This window comes from Enterobacter sp. D2 (assembly GCF_034427575.1).
Lineage (GTDB): Bacteria > Pseudomonadota > Gammaproteobacteria > Enterobacterales > Enterobacteriaceae > Enterobacter > Enterobacter cloacae_M.
The window spans coordinates 145,165-169,045 of record NZ_JAXQPP010000005.1; the positions used below are offsets into that span (position 1 = coordinate 145,165).

At 56.3% G+C, this 23,881-nt stretch carries 16 protein-coding genes and 1 rRNA gene; 4 read left to right on the plus strand and 13 right to left on the minus strand.

The genetic code is table 11. The features are described 5' to 3' along the window. Positions 1-160: 160 nt before the first annotated feature. The gene (locus SPG90_RS19460; protein ID WP_126304171.1) at positions 161-1,090 is read left to right on the plus strand and encodes a sugar kinase; all 930 of its coding nucleotides are present in this window, start codon (positions 161-163) and stop codon (positions 1,088-1,090) included. A gap of 63 nt (positions 1,091-1,153) precedes the next feature. Here SPG90_RS19460 and SPG90_RS19465 read toward each other — a convergent pair whose 3' ends face one another. The 9 genes from SPG90_RS19465 to bcsR form a co-directional block, all read right to left on the minus strand. After that, positions 1,154-2,647, minus strand: a complete 1,494-nt coding sequence (locus SPG90_RS19465; protein ID WP_322408279.1) for a pitrilysin family protein — start codon at positions 2,645-2,647, stop codon at positions 1,154-1,156. Between the two features lie 227 nt (positions 2,648-2,874). Next, entirely contained in the window at positions 2,875-4,161 is a 1,287-nt protein-coding gene (locus SPG90_RS19470) for a dicarboxylate/amino acid:cation symporter (protein ID WP_023309587.1), read from the minus strand. A gap of 159 nt (positions 4,162-4,320) precedes the next feature. Next, on the minus strand, positions 4,321-6,327 hold the full coding sequence (hmsP, locus tag SPG90_RS19475) for a biofilm formation regulator HmsP (protein WP_047743411.1): 2,007 nt from the start codon (positions 6,325-6,327) through the stop codon (positions 4,321-4,323). 119 nt (positions 6,328-6,446) lie between these two features. Continuing rightward, positions 6,447-9,929, minus strand: a complete 3,483-nt coding sequence (bcsC, locus tag SPG90_RS19480; RefSeq protein WP_322408280.1) for a cellulose synthase complex outer membrane protein BcsC — start codon at positions 9,927-9,929, stop codon at positions 6,447-6,449. Further along, the gene (bcsZ, locus tag SPG90_RS19485; protein ID WP_126304246.1) at positions 9,911-11,017 is read right to left on the minus strand and encodes a cellulose synthase complex periplasmic endoglucanase BcsZ; all 1,107 of its coding nucleotides are present in this window, start codon (positions 11,015-11,017) and stop codon (positions 9,911-9,913) included. The genes bcsC and bcsZ overlap by 19 nt, the downstream gene beginning before the upstream one ends. A gap of 6 nt (positions 11,018-11,023) precedes the next feature. Further along, positions 11,024-13,444, minus strand: coding sequence for a cellulose biosynthesis cyclic di-GMP-binding regulatory protein BcsB (gene bcsB, locus SPG90_RS19490; RefSeq protein ID WP_163354567.1), 2,421 nt, complete (start codon positions 13,442-13,444; stop codon positions 11,024-11,026). A 10-nt stretch (positions 13,445-13,454) separates the two neighbouring features. Next, positions 13,455-16,070, minus strand: a complete 2,616-nt coding sequence (gene bcsA, locus SPG90_RS19495; protein ID WP_322408281.1) for a UDP-forming cellulose synthase catalytic subunit — start codon at positions 16,068-16,070, stop codon at positions 13,455-13,457. Next, on the minus strand, positions 16,067-16,819 hold the full coding sequence (gene bcsQ / locus SPG90_RS19500; RefSeq protein WP_023333774.1) for a cellulose biosynthesis protein BcsQ: 753 nt from the start codon (positions 16,817-16,819) through the stop codon (positions 16,067-16,069). The genes bcsA and bcsQ overlap by 4 nt, the downstream gene beginning before the upstream one ends. An 11-nt stretch (positions 16,820-16,830) precedes the next feature. Then, positions 16,831-17,019, minus strand: coding sequence for a cellulose biosynthesis protein BcsR (gene bcsR / locus SPG90_RS19505; protein WP_008503237.1), 189 nt, complete (start codon positions 17,017-17,019; stop codon positions 16,831-16,833). Positions 17,020-17,194: 175 nt separating this feature from the next. Between bcsR and bcsE the strand changes: the two genes are divergently transcribed. Genes bcsE through bcsG form a run of 3 tightly spaced genes read left to right on the plus strand, consistent with a single transcriptional unit; the run spans position 17,195 to position 20,620 of the window. Further along, positions 17,195-18,757 (plus strand): cellulose biosynthesis c-di-GMP-binding protein BcsE, encoded by a 1,563-nt coding sequence (bcsE, locus tag SPG90_RS19510; RefSeq protein ID WP_047743400.1) that lies wholly within the window; start codon positions 17,195-17,197, stop codon positions 18,755-18,757. Beyond that, complete coding sequence (bcsF, locus tag SPG90_RS19515) at positions 18,751-18,948, plus strand: cellulose biosynthesis protein BcsF (RefSeq protein WP_024908822.1); 198 nt, start codon at positions 18,751-18,753, stop codon at positions 18,946-18,948. Before bcsE ends, bcsF begins: the two co-directional genes overlap by 7 nt. Then, entirely contained in the window at positions 18,941-20,620 is a 1,680-nt protein-coding gene (bcsG, locus tag SPG90_RS19520) for a cellulose biosynthesis protein BcsG (protein ID WP_126304163.1), read from the plus strand. Before bcsF ends, bcsG begins: the two co-directional genes overlap by 8 nt. Positions 20,621-20,668: 48 nt before the next feature. Here bcsG and SPG90_RS19525 read toward each other — a convergent pair whose 3' ends face one another. From SPG90_RS19525 to rrf, 4 genes are all read right to left on the minus strand, one after another. Then, positions 20,669-21,661, minus strand: a complete 993-nt coding sequence (locus tag SPG90_RS19525) for a glycosyl hydrolase family 8 (RefSeq protein WP_126304161.1) — start codon at positions 21,659-21,661, stop codon at positions 20,669-20,671. A gap of 16 nt (positions 21,662-21,677) precedes the next feature. Next, positions 21,678-22,640, minus strand: a complete 963-nt coding sequence (gene birA / locus SPG90_RS19530; protein ID WP_023309597.1) for a bifunctional biotin--[acetyl-CoA-carboxylase] ligase/biotin operon repressor BirA — start codon at positions 22,638-22,640, stop codon at positions 21,678-21,680. Continuing rightward, entirely contained in the window at positions 22,637-23,665 is a 1,029-nt protein-coding gene (gene murB, locus SPG90_RS19535; protein ID WP_126304159.1) for a UDP-N-acetylmuramate dehydrogenase, read from the minus strand. Before murB ends, birA begins: the two co-directional genes overlap by 4 nt. A 124-nt stretch (positions 23,666-23,789) precedes the next feature. Next, positions 23,790-23,881: ribosomal RNA gene (rrf, locus tag SPG90_RS19540) — 5S ribosomal RNA — on the minus strand; the annotation flags it as partial.

Genomic DNA, 23,881 nt, shown 5'->3' on the forward strand with positions numbered 1-23,881 from the left:
CTTTATGTTCAATTCACCGGGAAAATGAAATTAAGATGACAGAAATGCGCGGGAACACGCGCTGGCTCAAATAAAATAATGGAACGTTGTTTTAATATAGTTGACCGGTTAATTCACTCAGCGCACACTGCTGATAATTCTTCTGTTCAGGTTCACGACTATGTCCAAAAAAATTGCCGTGATTGGCGAATGCATGATTGAGCTGTCACAAAAAGGCGCGGAAGTCAGCCGCGGATTTGGTGGCGATACGTTAAACACCTCGGTTTACATTGCCCGTCAGGTCGCGCCTGAGGCGCTCACCGTGAACTATGTTACCGCCCTGGGTACGGACAGCTTCAGCCAGCAAATGCTGGAGGCCTGGCAGAGTGAACATGTTGAAACGTCGCTGATTCAGCGTATGGAGAATCGCCTCCCGGGGCTTTATTACATCGAAACCGACAGCACCGGCGAACGCACGTTTTATTACTGGCGTAACGAAGCCGCGGCCAAATTCTGGCTGGAGAGCGACGCGGCAGCGGCCATCTGCGAAGAGCTCGCGACCTTTGACTACCTCTATCTGAGCGGCATTAGCCTGGCGATCCTGAGCCCTACCAGCCGTGAAAAGCTGCTCTCGCTGCTGCGCGAATGCCGGGCAAACGGCGGCAAGGTTATTTTCGATAACAACTACCGCCCGCGCCTGTGGGCCAGCCGCGAAGAGACGCAGCAGGTCTATCAGCAGATGCTGCAGTGCACCGACATCGCCTTCCTCACGCTCGACGATGAAGACGCCCTGTGGGGTGAGAAACCGGTAGAGGAGGTGATTGCACGCACGCAGGCGGCAGGCGTGAGCGAAGTGGTGATTAAGCGCGGGGCGGATTCGTGCCTGGTCGCAGTGGCGGGTGAAGCGCTGGTTAACGTGCCGGCGGTGAAGCTTGCCAAAGAGAAAGTGATTGATACCACGGCGGCCGGAGATTCATTCAGCGCGGGCTATCTGGCAGTACGGCTGACGGGTGGAACGCCGGAAGCGGCGGCACAGCGTGGTCACCTGACGGCCAGCACGGTGATTCAGTATCGCGGGGCGATTATTCCGCGCGAGGCGATGCCTGTTTAAGTCAGGTGCGGGCTGATGCCCTCACCCTAACCCTCTCCCACAGGGAGAGGGAATGTCTACGCATTACTGCCCCTGCGGAATATCCGTCGCGTCCGGATGTAAATCATCAGCCGTGGCGGCCTGCGCTGGCTGCGGCGCGGTAGCCATAATGGAATCCCAGGTTTTCTGAAGTTCCTTCATGTCATATTCCGGCTCGCCCTTCGGCTGCAGGAGGATCAACGCCATCTCCTGCGACAGCTGCTGACGGAGGTCCTGATTGAGCATATCGACGGTCAGACCGTTCAGGAAGTCCTGACGCAGTTTCTGGTACTGTTCCGGCGCAATGTCCACCACCTGGTTCTGCAGAGAGCGAATACGCTGGCTGATCAGAATGTCGGTATCGGCGCGAGCGTAGGTCGCAAACAGCTTCTGCAGCTCAAGTTTTTTCTGCGCCAAGAGAGCGTTGAATTCCTCTTCGGAAAGCCCCTCTTTACGCACTTTTGCCAGTTCTTTTGCGACCACGCCCAGATTGGCATTCAGCTTATCGCCCGGCGACTCAACGTTGATGGCGCACTGCGCACGCTGGAACAGCACGCGGCAGTCAAAGCCAAGACCGATATTCTTCACGTTGTTCTTGCTCAGCGTCTGCTGAACGTGCCAGAACAGCGCTTCACGCGCCAGATCGGCACGCCAGTAGCGCAGCATCGCCGCAGACTCGCGGATGGGCTGCCAGGCGTTATCCCACATGACGGAGAGGCGATCCTGACGCACGGCGTCCGTCATAATGCTGACAGGCTCTGCACGCAGCGGAGAGAGCGTCGGAACAGGGGCTGGCGTTTCACGCTTGCCTTTCAAATCACCAAATGCTTTGTTGATCTGCTCCACCACCGCGCGGCTGTCCACGTTACCCACCACGATCAGCGTCATGGCGTCCGGGGTGTACCACTTCTGGTAGAACGATTTTACCTGTTCGGCATCGACAGGCTGTTTCAGCGGTTCGGCCGGGTCATGTCCCAGTAACGTTGAGCCTTTCAGGCGGTAACGCCACCAGCCCTCTTTGGTATCTCCAGGCCAGGTCGCCACCATGTCGCTGTTACTCAACGCATAGTTGACGGTATCCGGCGTAATCGCCAGATTGCCAGAGGCATCGGAGAGATACGTAAGTGCTTCTTTAAGCAGATCGTTACGGTTATTAGGCAGGCTCAGGTTAAACATGGTGTAGTCATACGAGACCACTGCCGGCGGGAGCGGGCGTTTCGGATCGATGGCCTGCTGCCAAAGCGAACGCACCTGAACCGCTTGCAGGCTGCCGCTCTGCGTGAGCGCCAGCCGGGGAATAAAATGGCTAAAACCGGTTTGCTGAGTGCTTTCCGCGAGGGAACCGGTATTAATGGACAGACGGATTTCTACACGGTCACTGGGACGTTGCGGAGTGGCTAAAACCTGCCACTGAAAACCGTTCGCTAATGTCCCTTGTTGCCAGGCCGGGTCTGGCTGGAGCGCATCTGCCTGCACATAACTGGCTGCTGCCATCATCAGCAAACCGCCGGTTAAGAGTCGAATTTTTGTGCCCTGCATGTGAACCCCTGATCAACATTCCTGGTTAAAAAAGAGTGTTTCGCGACGCGCTTCACTCTTAAAGATGACGATGAAAACACGTCGATTAGACCGCGCGTTCGGCAAAACGTCACGGTCAGAAGTGAAATATACCCAAAAAAAATCTTGTCGAATTATGACAGGTACGAACAGTTATTATGCGCAGGAGCCCGCATCCCGACAAGGGAATACGGGCATTTGTGACAAGATTAAGAGGTTAAGCCAGGATTTTTGCTGTCAGTTGAACGATTATTCAGAGTATCGTCGAGTTTTTTGTGATCCAGCTCTTTCACCCATTTCGCCACCACTACCGTCGCCACGCCGTTACCCACCAGGTTGGTTAACGCACGCGCCTCAGACATAAAGCGGTCAATACCCAGAATCAGCGCCAGACCCGCCACCGGCAGGTGACCCACAGCGGAAATAGTAGCAGCCAGCACGATAAATCCGCTGCCCGTCACCCCTGCAGCGCCTTTAGAAGAGAGCAGGAGCACCACCAGCAGGGTAATCTGATGGAAAATATCCATATGGCTGTTGGTCGCCTGAGCGATAAACACGGCCGCCATCGTCAGGTATATCGAGGTACCGTCCAGGTTGAAGGAGTAGCCCGTCGGGATCACCAGCCCGACCACCGATTTACGGCACCCCAGCTTTTCCATCTTGTCGAGCATACGCGGCAGCGCCGATTCTGAAGAGGAGGTCCCCAGAACAATCAGCAGCTCTTCGCGGATGTAACGGATAAATTTGAAGATGTTGAAACCCGTCGCGCGGGCGATGGAGCCCAGCACCACGACCACGAAAAGGATACAGGTGATATAGAAGCAGATAATCAGCTGACCCAGCTGCACCAGCGTACCGACGCCATACTTACCGATGGTAAAGGCCATCGCGCCGAAAGCACCGATCGGCGCCAGGCGCATGATCATATTGATGATGCCGAAAATTACCTGGGAGAAGCTTTCGATCACATTAAAGATAAGCTGGCCTTTGCTGCCCAGACGGTGCAGGGCAAAGCCAAACATCACGGCGAACAGCAGAACCTGCAGGATGTTTCCGCTGGCGAACGCGCCAATGACGCTGCCCGGGATTACGTCCAGCAGGAATGCCACCACGCCCTGATCCTTCGCCTGCTCGGCATACACCGCGACCGCTTTGGCATCCAGCGTTGACGGGTCTACGTTCATCCCCGCGCCCGGCTGCACCACGTTGACGATGATCAGACCGATAATCAGCGCAAGGGTACTGACCACTTCAAAATAGAGAAGCGCCACTGCACCGGTACGACCGACCGCCTTCATGCTTTCCATGCCAGCGATGCCCGTCACGACGGTACAGAAGATCACCGGAGCGATGACCATTTTAATGAGCTTAACGAACGCGTCGCCAAGCGGTTTCATTTGCGCGCCCAGCTCAGGGTAATAGTGACCCAGCAGAATACCGATGGCGATGGCTGTCAGGACCTGGAAATAAAGACTTTTGAAGAGTGAGGTTTTCATAAGGTGTCCTTGGGAAGAAAAACCACAGGCTTTGTAAGGTTATGGTTAACCTGCGGCTTTAAAATAACACCCACATAACAGGACAGAAATAAACTCAGTTCAAATTTGAAACACAAATGTTAAGAACTTTGAGCTGGCTCGCACAAGCCAGCAACAAAATTACACTTTTGCGTTATTGTCAGCACCAGAAAGGTATCGTTCTTCAAAGACATCCGAAGGAACAGCAGGGGCAAAAAGGAAGCCTTGTCCGCTCTCCACGCCCGCCTCTGCCAGCCAGGCGCGTTGCGCTTCGGTTTCAATTCCCTCGGCAATAAGATGCAGATTGAGGCTGCGCGCCATCTGGATAATCGCCTGCACCATGCTGCTGTCGCCCGGCAGACCGTCGACAAACGCTTTATCAATTTTGAGCACATCCACCGGAAGGGTTTTCATGTGCTGAAGCTGACGCAGCCCGGCGTACCCCATGCCAAAATCGTCCAGCGCGATGCGAATGCCGGCATTACGCAGCGGTTTCAGGATCGCGACCGCCTGATTAGGGTCGTCGATGCGTCGGCTCTCCGTCACTTCAAGAGTTAACGTATCAGGCTTGATTCGGTAACGATGGATCAGCTCCAGCATCTCTGAAACCATGGTCGGGTGCATAAGCTGCAGGGCAGACAAATTGACCGACAGCGGCAGCGTCACGCCGCGCTCCTGCCAGGCGGCAAGCTGACGGCAGGACTCTTCCAGCACCCAGTAGCCGACGGTAACCATCAGGCCGCAGGACTCAATGCGCTCAATCAGCCCTTCCGGCAGCTCCCATGAGCCATCCGGCTGCTGCACGCGCAGCAGTGCCTCGGCGCTTTTCACTTCTCCCGTCAGCAAATTCACCTGCGGCTGTAGCCAGAGGGCAAACTGGCGGTTATCCAGCGCGGTCAGGATGTCGCTCTCTTCCGTCAGGCGCTGCTGCGCCTTTTCCATCTCTTCCGGCGCGAAGAACTGGATCTGATTTTTGCCTTTGCGCCGGGCGGTGAACGCCGCCGAGAAAGCGCGATGATAAAGCTGCTCTGCCGTTAAATCGCCATAGTACATCGCAATACCGATACTGGCGCTTGGACGAAGCTGGATACCCTGAATGGGCAACCGCTCATTAATGACAGTGAGTACTTGCTGACCTAAAGTGATCGCATGCCAGGGTTCTTTTACGCCGTTGGCAATCACCACCAGGTCGTAACCGCTGACCTGGGTCAGCACCATGCGCGGTGCCAGGACAGACTTCACTTTTTCGACCAGAGTCAGCAGCAGCATTTCGCGCTGGCTCTCCTTGAGCACGCCAGCCGTGTCCTGCAGGGTTTCACAGGCGATAACCATCAGCGCCGTAGTTTGCTGACGGGCAACGGTCTGCTCCAGCATCGCCATCAGGAAGGCTTTATTAGGAAGCTCCGACACCGGGAAGCGCGTGGCGCTGCTGTTTAACTCATCCTGCTGGCGCTGGATGCGCTGCTGGTTGAGGTTGTAGCTGCGCACCAGCATGCCTATCTCATCGTCATGATGCAGACGCGGTAGCTCAAGCTGATGCCCCATCTGATCCTGCGGCGCAAGCGTATTCAGCTCGCGGGCGATACGGCGCAGCGGATGAACAATCAGCCGGTTAATGCACCAGGTGAGCGCCACGCTAAGAATAAGCGTCATAAGTAAGCAAGTGGTCACTAACGTAACCACCCAGCTCATGACGAATTTATACATGCGGTAGGAATCCGCCTGTAATACCAGGTAGGCCAGCGGCTGCGGATTGGCAGGGCGTTCGAGCGAATAAACGGGCAGCGAAATCTGCACCGGCAGTTCAAACAGGCGCATCACCATCATCGGGACGGGACGCTCCGGGATAAAGCTCATCCGCAGCGCCTGAAACTGGTTGGGCAAGACGACGTCGGCGCGGCTCACGACGCCGGCAGGCTGAATGCGTTTTAAAATGGTTTCCGCTTCGGGAATATCCCCTTTCAGGATAGAGGCAGAGAGCGGGCCGCGCACCGAGCGGGCGATACTTTCTAACTGCGAAGCCGTGTTATAGCGATTCTGCTGTACGGAATGAAACAGCAAAATTACGCAGAAGAGCAGTACAAACAGCATGGTGACGGCAGAAACCATCGCCATCTGTTTGATTGTTAAGGAACGGCTGACACGCAAAATGACTCTCCATAAAACTCGAAGCGCAGGGCGCGCCAGGGTGTAAACCTGGCGCGCCTGAGTATACCCGATTGCCGCGCTATTAAGAGAGACTTACAAATGGATTAAGGAAAATCCGATTACCAGTCCGCGTAAGGGATAAGCGGCTGCGGCGGTAAGTCCATATCGCCCTGCCAGCCTGCAGCAGAGTAACGCACATAGATCAGCGCATGGCTTGGGGTATAGTCTTTCGCTTCCTGAATATCCACGCCCATGCCCACAAACCAGTTGGACGTTACGCGGCGTTCGATAATGGCCCGCGCGGTATAACCCGTGCCTGAGGAGCTGCTGCCGGTTTCCATCGCGCCCCGGTCGGTATAGCGGTCTGGCTCATCGGTCGGGATCAGGTTCTGGATCGGGTAGCGCAGCTCGTCTTTGGTTTTAGAGTGAGACCAGGACACCGAGCCGCCCAGCTCCCAGGACCAGTTCTCCGTGCGTTTACGCCAGGTCACCGGCAGCGCGAAAGAGACATACTCCTGCGGGCTGTAGTAGCCGCCCTGACCCAGGGTATACCCGCTCAGGTCTTTGTCATAGTGCCAGAGCATATTGGAGACGCCGACCGTCAGGCGCTCGTTGTTTTTATTAATGAGCTTGTAGTAGTAACCCGTCATCCAGCGGACGCGCCAGTTATCTTCCACATTTTTACCCGTCAGCGTTTCCGCGTTCAGGCTTGACCAGACGCCGTTCGCTTCCCCTTTGTCATAGCTCATGCTTACGCCGCCACCGGTGGCACGTACGCCGCCCCAGGTGGTGCCGGTGTTAGTATCTTTTTGCCCGGCGAACGCCAGCAGGGAGCTGGAGATTGGGCGGCGATGGGCGTTAACGGTATAGCCGATGGGGCCCAGATCGCTGCTGTAGCTGATGCCGCCCACCACGTCGACGACGTCAAAGCCCATTGGCGTAGTGCCAATATCCATCGCCCAGGTTTTATTCTGCCAGCCGACGGCGACGCTTGCGCCATTGTCGGACTGATGGGTGTTGCCGCTACACGGCGTTTCGTAGCAGGTCCCCCATTTTGGATCGTAGGTCCCGTTATTGTTATCAAATGAACCGGCGTCCATGTTGACCAGATCGCTTCTGAAGAACATGCGCCCGTCAGACAGCGGGGCATCCACCTGCAGCATGGTGGTGTGCGCTTTCAGGTCGGAATAGCCGCCCGTTCCGCTGGAACCCCAGTAGTCGTGCTGCAGCGTGACGTTAACATCCTGCTGACGGTACAAGTCACCGGCATCACTGCGCACGCCGCGCTTCAGCCAGTCGTCCTTTTCATCGTTACGCGTCAGGCGGGTGAAACTGTCGTTGTCGGCCGGACGCGTCGTGGTGATGCCCGTCGACACCATCGCGTCTTTATAGGTTTCCAGCGCCTGCTGAGGCTGAGCGTTTTGCGCCTGGAAACGCGCGGCATCACGTAACACCAGCGCGTTTTCCATGGAGCCGGGCTGCGATTTAGCCTGCGGAATGATTTTGTTGAAGGTCTGTTCTGCGGCGGCAGAATCGCCCAGGCCTGCCTGCGCCATCGCGATCCGGCGCTGCATGTTGAGCGACAGCGGCTGGCCGTTTTGCGCGGCGGGCAATTTCGCCAGCTCTGCGCGCGCGGCATCTTTGTCACCCTGCGCGCTGTAAATCTCGGTCAGGCCGAGGATCGCGTCTTCGTTCTGCGGTTCACGCTGCAGAACGGCGCTGTACGTCGTTTTCGCCGACGCCAGATCGCCACGCTGCTGCGCCCAGTCAGCCAGCGTCAGGTCGATGCGGGTGGAGGTTGGCTGCTGACGCAGAAGGTTTTCCGCCTCCTGCTCTTTGCCGCTGTCGCGCAGACGGTTGGCGGTTTCCAGCACCTGGTTGCTTTGCAGGCGGTCGGCAAGCTCCTGAATATTGCCGTTCCACTGGCTGCGCGGCAGCGTGTCCAGATGCGCCAGCGCGGCGCGGTCCTGATCGTTGCCGGAAAGATAGAGCCCGCTGGCGTACACCTGATCCGGGTCGGACGGTTTCTGTCTGGCAAGCTGACGCATCAGGGTATCCGCCTGGCTGCGCTGACCCGCGCTGTAGAGATCGCGCGAGAGACGATAGGTTATCCACACGTCGCCGGGAGAGAGTGCCAGACGACGACGCTGAATCTCTGCCGCCTGGGCGTATTTCCCCTGATTTTCCAGCTGTTCTGCCTGAGCGGAGAGCTGCTCGTTGGTCAGGCTGCGTTCAATATCATCAATGCTCCGGCGCTGGCTGGCGGAGAGAGACTGGATAAACTGCGAAGCCTTCTCCGGCGACTGCGCACGATAAATATTGGCCAGGCCGCGGACCGCATTGCTGTTGCCGCTGTCCATCCGCAGCGCCTGGCGATAGTAACGCTCCGCCGCGTCGTTATCTTTACGCGCCGCGGCGGCATCGCCCAGCCCCAGCACGGCATAACTGTCGGTATTGTCGATACTGCGCGCCTGCTGATAGTAACGCTCCGCCTGCGCAGGGTTATTCGCCTTCAGGGCCGCATCGCCCTGCTGGATCAGCAGCCAGTAACGGTTAACCTTGAGCAAACTGTCCCATTTACCCCGGTTATCGCTCTGGGGATCGAGGGCAATCGCCTTTTCAAACTGCGCCACCGCGCGAGCGCGGTCGCCTTTCTGGGAATAAGCCTGGCCGAGGGCACCCACCGCTTCACTGTCGGCATGGTTGGCGCTGACGGCTTTTTGCAGCTCAGCCACCGCCTTACTTCCCTGCCCGGCATCCACCGCCGCCAGCCCTTCCGCTTTCGCGCGGAACGCCGGGTCAGCGAGCTGTTTTTGCTGTTCTTCGAGCTGGGCACGCGCCGCCGCGACGCTATCCCCGTCGCTGAATACGCTCAGGTATTTTTGCAGCGCGCTAACGCTGGCGCTGCTGGCAGGCTGGCCTTTGATTTGGTCATACCACATGTCAGACGCCTGGCTGCGCCCGTTGGTCGATTTAGCCATCTCCTGCAATACCGCAAAGCCTTCGTCACGGCGTCCGCTCTGGAACAAAAGCTGGGACAGCGTTTCCTGCAGCTGCGTATTTCCGGGGCTGCTGGTATTGATTTTCTTGAGCTGGTTAATGGCCGCATTCCGGCGAGCGGGGTCTTTCGCCACGACGTTCCAGTATTCCGTCGCCACGTCGCCGCCCGGCGGGTTGCCGTCAAACAGCTTGTCATAGGCTGCAATCGCCTCCTGCGTGTGTCCCGTGGTGGCGAGCAAACGCGCCTGCTGGAGCTGCTGGCGGCCATCCGGAGTAGAAAGCAGCATGGTGTTACGTGATGACTGGTACGCACTTGAGCCCGGCGCGATCCCTTTCAGACGATCCAGCTCTTTTTGCGCACCGGCGTTATCGCCCTGGCGCAGCAGGTAGCGAAAGCGTGCGGCAATGACGTCAGGATTGTTCGGGTCAATCAGCTCCAGACGATAAAGCGACTGACGAACCAAATCCTCACGCTGTGTCGATTCGCCCAGCCGAACCTGTTCCAGCAGCTGTTTCTGCTGCGGAGAGTTGGCGGCCTGGGCCCACGGCATAAGCGCCAGGCCAAGCGATAAAGTGAGTAGATTTACTGTGAACTTGCGCATTCCTGGCCCCAATCCGGTATTAATTCACCTTTTGCGGTGAAGCGAAAACGATGCTGATCCCATCCTTGCCCAAAGAGAGTCAGCACGTAGCTGTAATAGGCATTATTATCGGGAAAATGGTCCGCAACGCGCTGGCGCTGAACCGCCTGGGCATCACGTTGTTGTAAAAACGGCAGCATGGCGGCAGAGAACCCGACCGGACCATTCCCGGTGCGTTTACCCGTCGCCACATCCACTTTCTCCGGCGGCACACCCCGTTTCATTGTCTTTGCCGCCATCGGCTGGAAGCGCGTCAGCAGCCGGGCTTTCTGAGGATCTTTATCACTCATCATTCCCACCCAGAGATAAACGCGGATGGCGTCGTAGCCGCCCACCAGCGATTTATCCTGCTGTAACCGCCAGCCTTTGTTTTTCTGATACTGAACCCAGTCCGGCGAAAAACCTTTCGGTGCGCTCTCCAGCAGCAGACGCTGATTGGTTTCACGAAGCTGGGTCCACGGGGTACCAAAACGCGTGAAATAACTCGCTAGCTGCGGAGGAAGATAGCTGGGGTTAAAACGCCAGACGTTTTCATCGGCAAAACCGACTTTACCGGGAAGCAGCATTGCGCCGAGCCCCGGCACTTTCACCACTTCCTCACTGACAATGCGTTTCAGCAGCGCCTTACCCGTGCGGGTATAGTCCGGATGTTTCCACAACCGGCCCGCTTCGAGCAGAGACCAGGCGATCCAGACATCGGCGTCAGAGGCGGAGTTGGTATCAATCACCGCCCACGTCTCTTTATCTTTCTGGCCCCATAGCCAGGCGGGCAGGTTGTCGTTGAGATTGCCGCTGGCAAGATTATCGCGCGTCCAGGTCAGCAGCTGGTCAAACGCGCTGCGATCGTTCGCCGCAAGGGCAAAGAACAAGGCGTAGCTTTGCCCTTCCGAGGTCGTAATTTTGCGCGTGTCGCTGGGATCAACGACACGCCCGCCCTCACTGATGTAGTCCTTTTTAAACTGCTCCCAGGCAGGCCAGGTACAGGCGGCGCGAAGAGGAAGCGCCGCCAGCATCAACGCTGCTAATGCACACCAGCGAAAGGCTTTCATCACATCTTACTCATCCGGGTTCAGGCGACGACGGCTGATGATACGCAGCAGACGCCACAGCACCCATGCCAGCAAGACCACGCTGACCGCCGCCAGGATGGCGAGCAGAACCGGATGGTTAGCCAGGGCATACCACAGGCGTTCGAACCACGGCAGATGGCCCACGTAGTACACGTCGCCCACGCGCAGGCTATTGACGCCGGACTCACGGATCACCGAAACGGAACCAAACATCGCGGCACGTTTACCGCTGTCGTTCATGGCCGTATTGAGCAGTTCATACCCGCGCGGGCTATCCGCCAGGAGAGCCACCACGCTACGCTGTTCGTTGTAAGGTGACTGGAAGCCCACCACCGCGGCCATTGCCCCCTGAGACGTTACGGTCGTCTGCGCGCTGGCCTGACGGTCGTTCACATCCGGCATAATGCTCGGGAACTCGGTCTGGCGCAGCGGCGTGTTAACCCAGGACTGGGCCGCTTTCACCAGCAGATCGATGCGTTTGTCATCCTTCAGCTTATCCGGAATGGTACCGATCACCATGATGTCAGCGTCTTTGTTCTGGATCTGACTGCCATCGTCCGTCAACGTGACGTTAATCGCCGGTAATCCCGTCTGTCCCCCAACGGTCGCCATGGTATCCAGCAGGGTCGTGACCTGCCCTTCGCTTGGCGCTTTTGGCATCACAACGATGGACTCAGAGAGATCGGCCATGCGGCTGAACGGGAAGCCCGCGTTAGCAAAGGCGCGCAGATCCGGCATCGCCAGGAAGTGATAGTACTTCGAGAAGTCGATGGTCGACTCATCGCCAATCACAACGTGGTTCTGTACAGGCTGGAAGGTGATGCAGTTTTCCGCCGAGCCGCCAGGCATCGGGTTCATGTACTGGAAGTCAAAGCGCAGCTGGTTTATCGCGCCGAGCTTCAGTGCCGGGATGGAGACATCCGTTTTACCGTCCAGCAGCCCCTGCAACACCGGCAGGCGAAGCATCAGGCGGTTAGTATCCTGCGTGCTTTGCAGGCTGAACGATTGCAGGAACTGGTTGTTCAGGCTGATATCCATGCGCGAGCTGTCTTTGGTCGCTGGCGCGGTATAGCGGTAGTTCAGATTGATATCAATGCCGTTGGTGCGCAGCAGATACAGATCCGGCGGCAGATTCAGTGACAGGCTAATCGGCGCTGGCTCAAGCCCCGTCGCCTGCAGCTGTTCTTCATAGGTTTTCAGCTCGCCAAATGTCACCGCACGGTCGGTACGCACCCAGTTTGGCGCATCATAAGGTTTACGCGCCAGCAGCGGTTTCACCTCATCCACCACCACGCTGTTGCCGCGGAACAGGACGTTGCCCTGGGCAATGGCTTTTGCGGCCTGCACCAGATCTTTATCGTCGCGGCCAAAGACCACCAGCAGCTTCACGTACGGGTTTTCCGGGTGGCTTATCATCTCAACGGTTGGCGCTTTGACGTCCGGATGATCGCGCAGGAAGGCCGGGCGTTTCGCGTTGGTCGCAAACACAATGGCATTTCTGTCCGGCAGTTTGTCATACATCGCCGGGAAGCTCTGTCCACGCCAGCCAGCACGTGAACCAAACCAGGACGCCACAATGGTGGCCGCCAGCTGCTCGGTCACGTCCGGGGATGATGCAAACACCATCGGCAGCGTGAGCGGACGGTTATCACGCGGATCGAAGAACGGAACCGGGAATGCCGAGAGATCGTTTTTCAGCGCCAGCGACTGGTAGGTCATCTGCAGCGAGGAGTTACGCCCGATGTCCATCCACAGCGTGTTGCTGGCCGGGTTTTCGCAGACATCGCGGTAGTGACCGACAAATTCCAGACGGATACGGTTAAAGTCGGTGATGAACAGCGGGTTAATCGGCACCTGCGCCTGGGTTTTCTTGCCCAGCTGCTCTTTGGTGACCGGCAGTACGTCCATCAGCTCATCATTCAGGTAAACCTTCAGCTGAGACTGTGTCGGCAGCAGGGACGGCGACGGCGTGTATTCAAGGTTCAGCACCGCATTAGAGACGACCTCATCGCTGCGCATGCCAAACTCAATGCCGCCGTTAGGGTTGATGCCGCGCAGCACCATACTGCCCGGAGGCGGTGCAATTTGCGCGAAGGTCAGCTTCACGTCCCGCGACGGCGCATTGTCCGCAACGACGGGCGCATTCGCCCCCCGGACGCCAGGCATCACCTGCCCGATGACCTGGCCGTCTGCCGGCAGGGTGTTCCCCTCCGTTGGCTGGTTCGGCGTGATATTTTCTGTTTGACCAGGTGCCGCGGTGACAACCGGATCGGTTGCTTGCGCGACGACAGGTACCGTTGGCGCAGGCGTTGCCGCTGCGTTACCAGGAGCTGCGTTAGCCATTGTTGCGGGGAGGACATTCATCCCCATTGCCACTGCACATAACCAGGAAAGTTTTGTTTTCATCGCGTTATCATCATTGTTGAGCCATAACCGGGTCCGCCTGCTTCCCCTCATCCCGCTCAGGACGACGAGGAATGAACGACACGACCCAGGAAACCAGCGAAGTAAGTGACCGGAAAATTAATTTCACCGACGACGGGGCGAATTCTGCAAGGTGACGATAGCCACGGAACCCCAGCTTCAGAATATCCAGCAGGCTTTCCAGAGGTTTATCTTCCGGGAAGCTGTCCTGCCAGAGAGCCCACGTGTCCGCGCGGGCAAACGTACACTGCACAAAATCGATATGTTGCTTTTTGGTCAACGGCATCAGCTGCAAACCGACTTCATTGCCCGCCACGCGAACAACCTGGGTCGGGAAGACATATTCCTGCTGGCCGCGCTTAAGCAGCAGGTTAACTTTCTGCCCTTCCAGCACCTTCGCCTGGCCGTTGATTTTGATCCCCAGACCGCCGTCAGAGAAGTCGTGCACGGTACAGGAGAAGAGGTGGCCATCTTCACGGGCGATCGCCGCAGGCATGCAGATTTCAACGCGATGCGCACGACGAACCTGTTTGCTCTCCACCGACACCGCTACCGCGCCGCCGAGGATAATCAGGTTGTAGAAGACCCAGGCCATACTCACAAAGACGGTCAGGATTTCGTTTTCGGGGCCGTAGAAGTAACGCCAGATACCGGCGATGACGCCAACGATATTCAGCAGCACCAGGAAGATATACGGCCGGGAGATCACCCAGTCGACGTACTCTTCTTCCACCAGGCCGCCCTTCGCGGTGACGTTGAATTTCCCTTTGTGCGGGTTAATCAGCGCCACCATCGTCGGCGGCGCGATGTACCAGGCCAGCACCGTTTCGTAGATTTCACTCCAGAAGGAGTGGCGGTATTTACCCTGTATCTTCGAGTTCGTCAGGCTCGCGTGGATCATGTGCGGCAGAACAAACAGCGCAATCATCAGCGCCGGGGCGTAGATGATATAAGCGTGAAGGAGCAGGAACGCCAGCGGCGCGGTCAGGAAGATCAGCCGCGGGATACCGGATAAGAAGTGGAACATGGCGTTGACGTAGCAGAGACGTTGCGCCAGCTTGAGCCCTTTCCCAATCAGTGGGTTATCGAGACGGAAAATCTGCACCATGCCGCGCGCCCAGCGAATACGCTGACCAATGTGCGCCGACAGAGACTCCGTTGCCAGACCGGCAGCCTGCGGAATACGCATATACGCCGAGGTATAGCCACGACGGTGCAGGCGCAGAGAGGTGTGCGCATCTTCAGTGACCGTTTCGACGGCGATACCGCCAATTTCATCCAGCGGCTTACGGCGGATAACCGCACAGGAACCGCAGAAGAAGGTGGCATCCCACATGTCGTTCCCGTCCTGCACCAGGCCATAGAACAGCGTGCCTTCGTTCGGGGTTTTGCGGAAGCGGCCAAGGTTACGTTCAAACGGATCTGGCGAGAAGAAGTGGTGCGGCGTCTGCATCATCGCCAGCTCTTTCTCCTTCAGGAACCAGCCCATGGTCATCTGCAGGAACGAGCGCGTCGGCACGTGGTCACAGTCAAAGATCGAGACAAACTCTCCTGTGGCATACTTCAACGCGTTGTTGATGTTCCCGGCTTTCGCATGCTCGTGAGTCGGACGGGCGATGTACTCGACGCCAACCTCCTCTGCGAACTGGCGGAACGCCGGACGGTTGCCGTCATCCAGGATCCAGACCTTGAGCTTGTCTTTCGGCCAGTCGATGCCCAGCGCGGCATAAATGGTGTTTTTCACCACGCTCAGATCTTCGTTGTAGGTTGGTACAAAGAGATCAACAGACGGCCACTGCGCGGTGTCTTTTGGCAGCGGAACCGGCTGGCGGTTGAGCGGCCAAATGACCTGGAAATAGCCCAGCACCAGCACGATCCAGGCGTAGGTTTCGGCAAATAGCAGCACCAGGCCGCATACCAGGCTGACCGGGTCGTCCCAGTTCAGGGTTGAGGTATAACGCCACCAGATGTAGCGACAGGAGACGGTCAATGACAACACAATCAGCATCAGCGCCGAGAAGCGGCCCGGAATACGGCGGACCAGCAGCGCCACGCCCCACAGCAGGATCAGGAAGGTGAACTGCGCCAGAGGGTTGAAAGGCTGCGTAATACAGACCAGCGCCAGAATAAGCGAGAACACGACGATCACGCCGAGGATAAAACGCCGCAGGCCCGGATGAAGATGCCCGAGCTCTTTATGGTTATCCAGATGGCTGGTCTTATCACTTACGCTGTTGGGCAGTCTGTCCAGCCACTGGTGGTAGCGCTCACGTAACTGCTGGACGCGGGAGAAGCTGCGCCAGTGCGGCGTTATTTTCTCTGAGCGGGATGACGTGACCACCAGCCAGATGGCCTGAATGAGATAGCGCGCCGGATCCAAAGGACGCGGCCGGTTGGGATTAATGTGCGGATATAGCTCACCGTGCCGGGCACGTATGCGCTGCCAGCGCGGGTGTTCGAGTGGAATAAACATCCAGGCCAGAATCATCCAGAAGCAGCCGAGCGCGGCGCTAAATGCCGACGCACCGTAACGGCGAAAATGCCGGTAATGTTCGCTCAAACGCGAACTGACCGGTGGGATGAGTAACCAGCTGGCGAGACGACTCATACAGAACTCCCTGCATGCTCCGCCCTGTTGGCGAAGTTCAGCAGACACCAGTTAGCCAGCGTCAGGATCTCTTCTGCCGCCAGTGAATCGCTGCGGTATTCGCCGAGCGGTTGCTTAGACGCAAGGCATTCCGCCATCCCCTCATCACGATGGATGACAATGGGAAGCAGACGGCGCTGGCTTTGCAGCCAGACCTGATACAGATCGTCCTGGATCTGGCTGCCAATGCGCAAATCGTTAATCAGAAGGTGAGCGTTCTGAGGCAGCCCCTGCTGATGCAGGCGGATATGGCAGTTCGCATCGACGTTGACGATGGAAAGTATATGATCGCACTGGGCGATAAGCTGTCGGGTCAGCGTGCCAGCGCCGTGCGGAAGATCCAGCAGGATCCACTTGTAGTGTCCCTTTTCTTTCAGGGTTTGCAGCGCCAGCGTGAATTGCGAAAACAGGCGCTGATACGCGGCTTCATTCTCGCGTTCCGTGGTGGTCAGTTGCCCAAACGGCAGCAGATCGAGCTGGGAGGTATAGCGCATCCCCGCATCCTGCCAGTCTTTATCATCAAGCAGCGCCCGGGCCCAGCCCTCTTCACGAGAAAAGTCGACGTTAAACGACATACGCAACAAATTATCGGCGCAGGCGTCAATAACCAGCACCGATTCACCTAAAAGCTGTAATGACCACGCCAGCGCCGCGGTAACTGATGTGGTACCCACACCGCCACGGACACCCTGTAATCCGAGTATGGCCATCAATGGCTCCCTTATTGTTGATGGGCGAATTCAGCTAATAACGGCCAGCGTTTAATAGCCGCGGCCAACTGTTCCCGCTGGGAAATATCGGTGTAATCTATTTCAGGTAAAGAAAAGGCCTGCGTCAGCGCCAGAAAATCGTTTTGGAATGTGTAACCCAGAGTCGAGTCGACTGGGGTTCCAGGTTCGTTATTATCCATTCTTTTTCCATCCCTTTAAGGAAAATCGCACGCTAAAGAAGTTGCGGGGCCTCCTGCCCTGACAAATTTCATTTACATGCTAAATCTGATGTTCTTTAATTTCAATGTTAGGTTTATTTCTATGCTTTCGCTAGTAAACTGAGATACAGATAAATTAGACGAAAAGAGGGACACCGTGGACTCCATATTTTCTATTGGCATCCAGTCATTATGGGACGAATTGAGCCACATGCCAGTCGGAGGAGTCTGGTGGATTAATACGGACCGTAATGAAGATGCTATCAGTCTGGTAAACCAGACAATTGCTGCTCAGGATAAGGATTCCCGCGTGGCCGTCATTAGCATGGGCGAAGATCCGAAGAAAATTATTACGCTCGAAAGTGGTCGCGGCCCCCAGACGGTGCGATTATTTTCCATGACATCGGAAGCCGATAGTCTATACTTTTTGTCCCGCGACGTTCAGTGCTCTATTGATCCCGATCACTATTTAGTGATTCTGAAATGCGCAAATAACGTCCTGCAAAATATGCCCGCTGAAAAACTGCTGCCGTGGCTGGAAAAAATCAATAAATGGGCAAAATTTCAAAATTGCACGCTATTGATAGTCAATCCCGGCAGTAATAATGACAAGCTGTTTTCACTTTTAATGGGCGAATATCGCTCCCTGTTCGGTCTGGCAAGCGTTCGTGACCAGGCAGGCAGCTATCTCTACGATATTGCCTTCTGGTGTAATGAAAAAGGCGTGAGTGCCAGGCAACAGCTTACGCTGAAACATATCGAGGGCGTGTGGCACCTGGCGCAGCAGGAAGAAACCGTGGTGCAGCCGCGCAGTGATGAAAAACGCATCCTGAGCCATATCGCGGTTTTAGAGGGGGCACCCGCCCTGTCGGAAAACTGGACGCTGTTTGAATCTAACGAAGCCCTTTTCCATGAAGCCCGCACAACCCAGGCGGCAACTCTTATTTTCTCGCTGATGCAGAATAACCAGATTGAGACGCTGGCACGGCAAATCCACACCTTACGCCGCCAGCGCGGAAGTGCGTTGAAAATCATCGTGCGCGAAAATAATACCAGCCTGCGCGCCACCGATGAGCGCCTGCTTCTGGGCTGCGGCGCCAATATGGTTATTCCATGGAATGCGCCGTTGTCACGCTGCCTGACGCTTATCGAAAGCGTTCAGGGCCAGCAGTTTAGCCGCCACGTACCGGAAGATATTTCCACGCTGCTCTCCATGACGCAGCCGATGAAACTGCGTGGTTACCAAAAATGGGATACCTTCTGCGACGCCGTGGGCAACATGATGAACAACACGCTTCTGCCTGCTGATGGAAAAGGGGTTATGGTTGCCCTGCGTCCTGTACCGGGTATTCGCGTTGAACAGGCTCTCACCTTATGTCGCCCGAACCGTACAGGGGACATCATGACCATTGGCGACAATCGCCTGGTGCTGTTTTTGTCCTTCTGCCGGGTAAACGATCTCGATACGGCGCTTAACCACATCTTCCCCCTGCCTACAGGGGATATTTTCTCGAACCGTATGATTTGGTTCGAAGATAATACGATTAGCGCGGAGCTGGTGCAGATGCGTGCGCTCCAGCCTGAACAATGGGCCAAACCGCTCGCAATCAAGAGCGATGCCAAACCGATCCTCAATGCCAGACATGATGGACACGTCTGGCGTCGGGTTCCGGAACCCCTTCGCTTATTAACAGACAACGCGGAGAACGCATCATCATGAACATCAGCGATATCATTCAACTGGTTATATTCTGTGCGCTGATCTTTTTCCCGCTTGGCTACTATGCGCGCCATTCCATACGCCGTATTCGTGATACGGCCAGAGTGCTGTTTATTAAACCTCGCTATGTAAAACCAGCCGGAACACTGACACGGGCATCACACGTCAAGGCAGACCGAAAACATGACTAATTCTACCTATACCGCTTCGTCACCCTCGCCGCTCTGGCAATACTGGCGCGGCCTTTCCGGCTGGAACTTCTACTTTCTGGTGAAGTTTGGCCTGCTGTGGGCAGGCTATCTGAATTTCCATCCCCTTCTCAACCTGGTGTTTATGGCCTTCCTGCTGATGCCGCTGCCGAATATCAGGCTACATCGCTTGCGCCACTGGGTCGCTATACCTGTCGGCTTTGCGCTGTTCTGGCATGATACCTGGCTACCGGGGCCGGACAGCATTATGAGCCAGGGGTCGCAGGTGGCGGGCTTTAGCGCCAGCTATGTCCTCGATCTGACCGAGCGCTTTATTAACTGGCAGATGATTGGCGCGGTGTTTGTGCTGCTGGTTGCCTGGCTGTTCCTGTCACAGTGGATCCGCGTCACGGTGTTTGTCGTCGCGACTATGATCTGGCTTAACGTGCTGACGCTGGCTGGGCCGAACTTTTCGCTGTGGCCTGCCGGTCAACCGACCACCACGGTGACTACTACAGGGGGAAGCGCGGCGGCAACCGTCACAACGGCAGGCGATACGCCTGTAGTGGGCGATATCCCAACCCAGACCGCACCGCCGACCTCAACCAACCTGAACGCCTGGCTCTCCAGTTTCTATACCGCGGAAGACAAGCGACAGACTAAATTCCCGGATGCGCTGCCGGCGGATGCTCAGCCGTTTGAACTGCTGGTGATCAATATCTGCTCTCTCTCCTGGGCCGACGTGGACGCCGCCGGTTTGATGTCTCATCCGCTGTGGTCACACTTCGATATTCAGTTTAAAGATTTCAACTCTGCCACCTCGTACAGCGGCCCGGCGGCGATCCGCCTGCTGCGTGCAAGCTGCGGTCAGACATCGCATAAAAACCTGTATCAACCCGCCGGCAACCAGTGTTATCTGTTCGATAACCTCGCAAAGCTGGGCTTTACGCAGCACCTGATGCTGGGGCATAACGGCCAGTTCGGTAACTTCCTGAAAGAGGTGCGCGAACAGGGCGGCATGCAGGCACCGCTGATGGATCAAACCGGTCTTCCTGTCTCTCTGCTGGGCTTCGACGGTTCGCCCGTTTATGACGATACTGCCGTCCTGCAGCGCTGGCTGCAGACCATCGAAAAAGACAGTAATCCGCGCAGCGCGACGTTCTTTAACACCCTGCCGCTCCACGACGGTAACCATTTCCCAGGCGTGAGCAAAACGGCTGATTATAAAGTGCGTGCGCAGAAGTTCTTTGACGAGCTGGACGCGTTCTTCACGGAGCTGGAAAAATCAGGCCGTAAAGTAATGGTGGTTGTGGTGCCTGAGCACGGTGGTGCGCTGAAAGGTGACAGAATGCAGGTGTCGGGTCTGCGTGATATCCCAAGCCCGTCCATCACTAACGTGCCTGCAGGCATTAAATTCTTTGGGATGAAGGCACCGCATCAGGGCGCACCGATTGAGATTACACAGCCAACCAGCTATCTGGCGATTTCAGAACTGGTTGCCCGCGCCGTAGACGGGAAGCTGTTTGTGGAAGATAGCGTGAACTGGGATCAGCTCACCAGCAAACTGCCGCAAACGGCAGAAGTCTCAGAGAACGCTAACGCGGTCGTCATTCAGTATCAAAACAAACCTTACGTTCGCCTGAACGGCGGGGATTGGGTACCGTATCCGCAGTAACACGGTATGACGTCCCTCTTCCCATCGGGGAGAGGGGCAATGTCGACATTATTGCTGGGCGATCCACACCAGCATTTTCAGACTTGCTGAATAGTAGTCGTCTTTAGCGGTGATTTCGGGTTCACCGGAAGACTGCCCCATCGTGAAATCACGTACAGCCAGCAGGCCGCCTTCCATCATGTAGGGCGCATATTCGTTGGTCGTCACGTTAACCCAGGCGGGCGTTTGTTCCCGGGGAAACTGTCCGAACCAGGCCTTCCACGGCGTCAGCAGCGGGCTTTGCTTATCAGACCAGGCAACGTACAGCGGAACACGAATCGCGTCATAGCTCATTCGCGGTGGCCAGCCTTTTGCGGGAGCCAGCTTGCCACCTGATGCCAGTGAAACCCAGTCAGTGGGCAGATTCGCTTTACCCGAGCCCATTTTCCCCAGCAGGCGTTTCCCGTCCTTAATCAAATCGCGCCAGACCGGCAAATGACTGCGTCTGGAGAAGGCCTGCCAGGCCGGAAACACGAAATAGGAAGGATTGAGGACCACTTCACCCTCAAGCTTAAACCCCTGGACGCCGGGCAGCATCACGCGGTAACCGGCATAGCGGATCACGCTGTGGTCAATCAGTGCTTTTGTAATTGCATCCGATGCGGCGCTGTAGCGTTTGTCATGCCAGCGGGCGTCGGCTTTCAGCAACGCCCAGGCAATCAGCACGTCGCCATCTGCAGCGTTGTTTTTGTCGGCGACCGGGTTGGACTCTGCGGGATTATAGCGCCAGTAAAACAGACCATTTTCTTTGTTCTTCAGCTGACTTTCTGTCCATTGCCAGAGCTTATCGAACGTGGCTTTATCGTCGTTGGCCACCGCCATCAGCATGGCAAAACCCTGACCTTCCGTATGCGACACGCCGCCATTACCGGTATCAACAATGCGGCCTTCCGGTTTGAAAAAGCGGGCCTTGTAACTCTCCCAGGCCCGATCCGCATGAGAGAGAGGCGAGAACAGCAGACTCATCATGACGGCCAGCGTTGCGCACACGGGTTTTCGCATAATTAACTCGATCCGGTTATTCGGCACTTCGCAGTGAAATCTCACCGCCCATCCAGGGTTTAGTCACGCCATCCTGCTCCAGGAGCAGCGCGCCCTGTGCGTCAATACCGCGTGAAGTCCCGTAGATCTCTTTATCACCAATCAGCAGTTTCACCGGGCGGTTAATGAAGTTATCCAGCTTTTCCCAACGAGACAGGAACGGTGCCAGCCCTTCCTGCTCAAAAAGCGTGAGTGAACTGCGCAACTCTTTAATCATACGCACGGCAAGGGTGTTACGATCGATGACGATCCCCGCCTCCTGGAGGTTAGTCCAGGCCTGATTCACCACATCATTTTGTACATTGCGCATCACCATGTTGAGGCCTGCGCCAATGACGATTTGCGCCGCATCGCCCGTTTTTCCCGTCAGTTCGACCAGAATGCCGGCAAGTTTACGATCGTTGAGGTAGAGGTCATTAGGCCACTTAACACGTACTTTATCCGCCCCCAAATCGTGCAGCACTTCCGCCATGACGATGCCGATGACCAGACTCAGGCCAATAGCAGCGGCCGGGCCCTGATCGAGTCGCCAGTACATAGACAAATAGAGGTTAGCGCCAAATGGCGAAAACCATTTGCGACCGCGACGGCCGCGACCGGCCTGTTGATATTCAGCAACGCAGGCATCGCCGGATGTCAGCTCAGGCAGACGATCCAGAAGATACTGGTTCGTCGAATCAATCACCGGCAGCACCGCAACATTGCCGTGTCCGATCTGGCTGCGGATCGTTTCTTCATTCAGCAATTGAATCGGCTCCGGCAGGCTGTAGCCTTTTCCGGGAACCGTGAACACATCAACACCCCAGTCGCGAAGCGTATGGATATGTTTATTGATAGCAGCACGGCTCATACCAAGCTGTTCACCCAGCTGCTCGCCAGAATGAAACTCACCGTCAGCAAGGATACCAATCAGGGTTAAGGGAATGGTATTGTCCTTCACGCGATAGCCTCCACGGCATTAACTTCACCTGTGCAGCCAATGAAGCGAACTTCTGGCTCCAGCCAGACGTTAAATTTTTCGCCCACACGCTGACGAACATAATGAGCCAGCTGTACAACATCATCGCTGGTCGCATCGCGTTGATTAATCAGCACCAGAGCCTGCTGCTGGTGAACGGCAGCACCGCCTACTGAAGTGCCTTTAAGCTGGCATTGATCGATAAGCCATCCCGCGGCAAGCTTGACGCTGCCATCCGCCTGAGGGTAATGTGGCGCGGCTGGCCATCCTTCAAGAAAGATTTTTGCATTTTCGCTGCTGATAACCGGGTTTTTGAAGAAGCTTCCAGCGTTTCCGTTTACTTTTGGATCGGGAAGTTTGGTCATCCGCATATGGCAAACGGAATCAAAAACGTCGCGGGCGGTTACGGTAGCCGGATCGAGACGCGTTAAATCCCCGTAGGTCAACACGGGCTGCCAGTTCTTCGACAGGCACAGACCCACGGCGACAATCACGTAGCGATCCTGATATTCATGTTTGAAGATACTGTCACGATAGCCAAACTGGCACTGTTCCGCCGTAAAACGTTTAGCCGTTCCGGTCGCCAGTTCGATGCAGTCGACATATTCGCAGACATGTTTCAGTTCGATGCCGTAGGCACCGATGTTTTGAATTGGTGACGATCCGGCGCAGCCTGGAATAAGCGCAAGGTTTTCCAGGCCCGGCATCCCTTTTTCGAGGGTGAATTTCACCAGATGATGCCAGTTTTCTCCGGCCCCCACGTGCAGGTGCCAGCTGTCGGCACGCTCTTCCACATCAATTCCCATGATGCGGTTAACGATCACCGTTCCCGCAAAATCATCGAGAAACAGGACATTACTTCCTTCGCCCAGAATCAGTACGGGTTCGTTATTTTCAGTTGCGCTTTGCCATGCATCCAGCAGTTGCTGTGCAGTATCGGCACGAACAATTTGTTTAGCATTGCGTTGAATGCCAAAGGTATTCCAGGGCTTAAGGGAGTGGTTCATAGACGCTATCCTGATGCAAAAACGCAGGTAGTTTACCGTATAAGCAGGCCGTTGGGGGATTAGTTTGTGCAACGTATAAACGCAAAAAGGCCATCCTTTCGGATGGCCTTTTCACTTATTTGATGCCTGGCAGTTCCCTACTCTCACATGGGGAGACCCCACACTACCATCGGCGCTACGGCGTTTCACTTCTGAGTTCGGCATGGGGTCAGGTGG

What these genes read in the sequence shown, in the direction of transcription:
- SPG90_RS19465 (WP_322408279.1), bottom strand. Translation starts at nt 2,647, where the DNA reads ATGCAGGGCACAAAAATTCGACTCTTAACCGGCGGTTTGCTGATGATG.
- SPG90_RS19460 (WP_126304171.1), top strand. Translation starts at nt 161, where the DNA reads ATGTCCAAAAAAATTGCCGTGATTGGCGAATGCATGATTGAGCTGTCA.
- bcsQ (WP_023333774.1), bottom strand. Translation starts at nt 16,819, where the DNA reads ATGGCCATACTCGGATTACAGGGTGTCCGTGGCGGTGTGGGTACCACA.
- SPG90_RS19525 (WP_126304161.1), bottom strand. Translation starts at nt 21,661, where the DNA reads ATGCGAAAACCCGTGTGCGCAACGCTGGCCGTCATGATGAGTCTGCTG.
- murB (WP_126304159.1), bottom strand. Translation starts at nt 23,665, where the DNA reads ATGAACCACTCCCTTAAGCCCTGGAATACCTTTGGCATTCAACGCAAT.
- bcsR (WP_008503237.1), bottom strand. Translation starts at nt 17,019, where the DNA reads ATGGATAATAACGAACCTGGAACCCCAGTCGACTCGACTCTGGGTTAC.
- bcsZ (WP_126304246.1), bottom strand. Translation starts at nt 11,017, where the DNA reads ATGAAAGCCTTTCGCTGGTGTGCATTAGCAGCGTTGATGCTGGCGGCG.
- bcsB (WP_163354567.1), bottom strand. Translation starts at nt 13,444, where the DNA reads ATGAAAACAAAACTTTCCTGGTTATGTGCAGTGGCAATGGGGATGAAT.
- bcsC (WP_322408280.1), bottom strand. Translation starts at nt 9,929, where the DNA reads ATGCGCAAGTTCACAGTAAATCTACTCACTTTATCGCTTGGCCTGGCG.
- bcsG (WP_126304163.1), top strand. Translation starts at nt 18,941, where the DNA reads ATGACTAATTCTACCTATACCGCTTCGTCACCCTCGCCGCTCTGGCAA.
- SPG90_RS19470 (WP_023309587.1), bottom strand. Translation starts at nt 4,161, where the DNA reads ATGAAAACCTCACTCTTCAAAAGTCTTTATTTCCAGGTCCTGACAGCC.
- bcsA (WP_322408281.1), bottom strand. Translation starts at nt 16,070, where the DNA reads ATGAGTCGTCTCGCCAGCTGGTTACTCATCCCACCGGTCAGTTCGCGT.